This is a genomic window from Paracoccus sp. (in: a-proteobacteria), from assembly GCF_046462195.1.
In the GTDB taxonomy this organism is placed as follows: Bacteria; Pseudomonadota; Alphaproteobacteria; order Rhodobacterales; family Rhodobacteraceae; genus Paracoccus.
This window is the reverse complement of the sequence record NZ_JBKGUN010000006.1, coordinates 1-3,375: the sequence shown is the minus strand read 5'-3', so window position 1 is coordinate 3,375 and position 3,375 is coordinate 1. Positions and strand designations below refer to the sequence as shown.

Sequence of the window (3,375 nt, the reverse complement as noted above, 5' to 3'; positions counted from 1 at the left end):
CGCTCTTGCCGGCGCTTCTCTACTTTGCCGTGGTCTGGTTCGGGATCGACGCCTATGCGCGTCGCCTGGATCTGGGAGGACTGCCGCCGGAGCAGCGACCTGCGACCCGAGAGGTTCTGGTGACCTCCGCCTTCTTCATGGTGCCCTTTGCGGTGCTGCTGGGGGCGATGTTCTGGGCAAGCTACACGCCGCAGTATTCGGCGGCGCTGGCGATCATCGCAGGAGCCGTCCTGCTCCTCACCGGCGCCGATCTGCGGCTCGACCTGCGACGCGCGGCGGGCCGGGCCGAGGTGGCACTGATCGGTGCCGCGCGACAGGTGTCGCTCATCGCGGCAATCATCCTCTGCGCGTCGATCATCGTGGGCGTGCTGGCCATCACCGGACTGGGGGTGAAGATCACCTCGCTGATCCTGTCGGCGTCGGATGGCAACCTCTGGCCTTCTCTGCTGCTGACCGCGCTGGCCTGCCTCGTCCTCGGGATGGAGGTGCCAACGACGGCGGCCTATGTCATCTGTGTCTCAGTGGCGGGACCGGCCCTGACGGCTCTGGGCCTGGAGCCGCTGCAGGCGCATCTCTTCGTCTTCTGGTTTGCGCTCCTCTCGACCATCACGCCGCCGGTCTGCGGCGCCATCTTCATCGCGGCCGGCATGGCGGAGGAGAACTGGCTGCGGGTGGCCCTGACGGCCATGGCCTTGGGTGTGGGGCTTTACCTCATCCCGCTCGGCATGATCGCGCGTCCGGACCTGATCCGGCTGGCCGAGGCACCCGGTTCAGCGCTGCTGTCCGCCGCCCTGGTCGGCGGCGGATGCGTGGTCATCTCCTACGCGCTGATCGGGCTCCGGAGGCCGGTGCACAGGGTGGCAGGCCTGGTGTTGGGAATGGTCCTGATCTTCGTCAGCTGGGGCGGGTAAAGGATACACGTCACTCAGCCTCGCTTGCGAGCTCAATCAGCCGATCCAATCAACGGCTTGGGCGTAGATCAGGAACGCTGCAGCGATGGCGATCCAAATGCCGAACAACGGCAGGAAAAAGCGCACCCAACGGTCCCAGCTAACTCCGGCCAGCGCCAGCGTTGCCATGAAGTAGCCCGAGGTCGGATAGAGGATGTTCGAGAGCCCGTCTCCCAGTTGATACGCCAGCACCGCGCTTTGGCGGGTGACGCCGATCAGATCCGACAGCGGTGCCATGATCGGCATTGTCACCAAAGCTTGCCCGCTGCCCGAGGGAACAACAAAGTTGAAGCCGAGCTGCGAGACGAACATGCCGAGCGCCGAAAACGTGGAGGGCAGACCGCCTACAACGCTGCCCAGCCCATGGACTAGTGTATCCATGACCTGTCCCTGTTCCAGCATCACGGCGACAGCACGGGCTAGCCCCACGATGATCGCGCCAACGAGAACATCCTGAAAGCCCTGGTTGAAGGCTTCGCAGATCTTGCCGGTGTTGAGGCCTGCGATCAGCCCGACCGAAATCCCCATCAACACGAAGAGGCCAGCCATCTCGGTCATGAACCAGCCACGGGTCAGCACACCCCAGACCATAACGACAAAGAAGCCGATGGTGGCGATGCCGCCCCAAGCCTGTCGCTTCGAAAACGACATCGCGGGCTGTTCGGCGTCATGCACGTAGACGCGCCGCTTTTGCAGTTCGGCTGCGTCGCCTGCCATGAGACTGAAATCAGGACGGGCCCGCACCTTAAGGGCATAGCGCATCAGGTAAGCGATCGCAGCGGCGGTGAGACACAGAAACAGAAGCGTCCGCAGCCCGAAACCGGAGTAAAGCGGAAGTTCGGCGATGGTCTGGCCGAGACCGGTGTTGACCGGGTTCAGCACGCCCGCGGTGAACCCGGCGGTCGTTGCCAACAGTGCTGTAGCCACCGCAACAACACTGTCAAAGCGCAGGCCGATCATCAGCGGAAGGATCACGGGCACATAGACGAGTGCAAGTTCCTGCGTGCCGATCAAGGTGGCGATTGTCGCGAAGGTTAGCATCAACACTGGAATCATCAGAATGCTGCGCTTGGCAAACCGGCGTGTCAGCTTGTCTACGGCGACGTCGATTATCCCTGTTGCGCGTATGACCATGAACATCCCGCCGATGATCAGGGTAAAGAAAACCACCTGCGAGGCGTCGATCAGCCCACGAGGCACTGCCATCATGAACTGCTCCAGCCCGACCGGCGATGCGTCCACGTAGCGGAACGTGTCCGGGTCCACGGCTATCCGACCATTTTCCAGCGTGATCCTGTCATACATCCCTGCAGGGATCACATGCGTCAGCAATGCTGCAATCGCAGTGAAGACAAAAAGGATCACGTAGATATGCGGCAGACGAAAGCTGCGGCTACTTCCTGTATCGGAGGCCCCTTTGGTGGTGTTGGACATTGTCATCTCCCTGTTGACGCTTCGAGGTTGCGCCAGTTGCGCAGGGCGCGGCACCATCCGCAACCTGTCGTTGCGCCACTGGCACTGCTGGCTCGGCAAAGGATCTCCTCCTACTGCAGCAGGCGTAGAAAGGGCGGCGGGTGCAATGGCCAAATAAAGATCTGCAGGGCTTCTGCAGAGCCCGCGCAACAAAGCATTGTTCAGGATCTGCAGCGGCGCAGTTGTCCTCCAGCATGTAGGAGCAAATTTTGCACAAGTTGCCTTGGTGGCTTGTGCATCACAGGCAGGTGACAGTAACTTCGCGCCCAACAGGGGGAAGGAAACAGATATGAAGCATTTTCTGACTGTCGCGCTGGTGGGTGTGGCCTTCGCAGCGCCTGCTGCCGCGCAGGAAATCAAAATCGGCTATGCGCTGGCCGAGGACAGCCATTACGGCGCGGGGGCCTCGGCCTTCGAGGAGTCTCTGAAGGTCAGTCTTGGGGACCAGTTCAGCTTCCGCCACTTCCCGTCCTCTGGCCTTGGGGGAGAGCGTGAGGTTCTGGAGGGGCTGCAGCTGGGCACCATCGAGATGACCATCGCCTCTGACGGCACGCTGTCGAACTTCGTTCCCGAGGTTGGCGTTTTGGGCATCCCCTTCCTGCTGCGCGACAAGAACCATGCCCGCGCAGTCCTTGATGGCGAAATCGGCGAAGAAATGCTCGCCAAGTTCGACAACGCTGGCCTACACGCGCTTGCATGGGGGGAGCAGGGTTTCCGCCACATCACCAGCAATCGCGGTCCCATCGAGACCCCGGCTGATTTGTCTGGCCTGAAGATCCGCACGATGGAAAACCAGGTTCACATCGAGGCCTTCCGCGCTCTCGGTGCCGCACCCACGCCCATGGCTTGGCCAGAGGTTATCGGCGCGCTGGAACAGGGTGCCATCGACGGTCAGGAAAATCCGCTTTCAGTCATCGTGTCAGCCAAGTTGAACGAGGTGCAGGAGAACCTG

At 61.8% G+C, this 3,375-nt stretch carries 3 protein-coding genes; 2 read left to right on the top strand and 1 reads right to left on the bottom strand.

Translation table 11 applies throughout. From position 1 onward, the window contains the following. The coding region (locus ACLHHB_RS00285) for a TRAP transporter large permease subunit (protein ID WP_410216272.1) at positions 1 to 911 on the top strand (911 nt) is incomplete at its 5' end. A 36-nt stretch (positions 912 to 947) separates the two neighbouring features. On the opposite strand, the gene ACLHHB_RS00280 is transcribed toward ACLHHB_RS00285, so the two are convergent. Continuing rightward, entirely contained in the window at positions 948 to 2,384 is a 1,437-nt protein-coding gene (locus tag ACLHHB_RS00280; protein WP_410216271.1) for a YfcC family protein, read from the bottom strand. Between the two features lie 328 nt (positions 2,385 to 2,712). Between ACLHHB_RS00280 and dctP the strand changes: the two genes are divergently transcribed. Then, a partial coding sequence (gene dctP, locus ACLHHB_RS00275) for a TRAP transporter substrate-binding protein DctP (RefSeq protein WP_410216270.1) occupies positions 2,713 to 3,375 on the top strand: 663 nt, incomplete at its 3' end.

Excerpts from the sequence above, each read along its gene's own strand:
- ACLHHB_RS00280 (WP_410216271.1), bottom strand. The coding sequence starts at position 2,384 with ATGTCCAACACCACCAAAGGGGCCTCCGATACAGGAAGTAGCCGCAGC.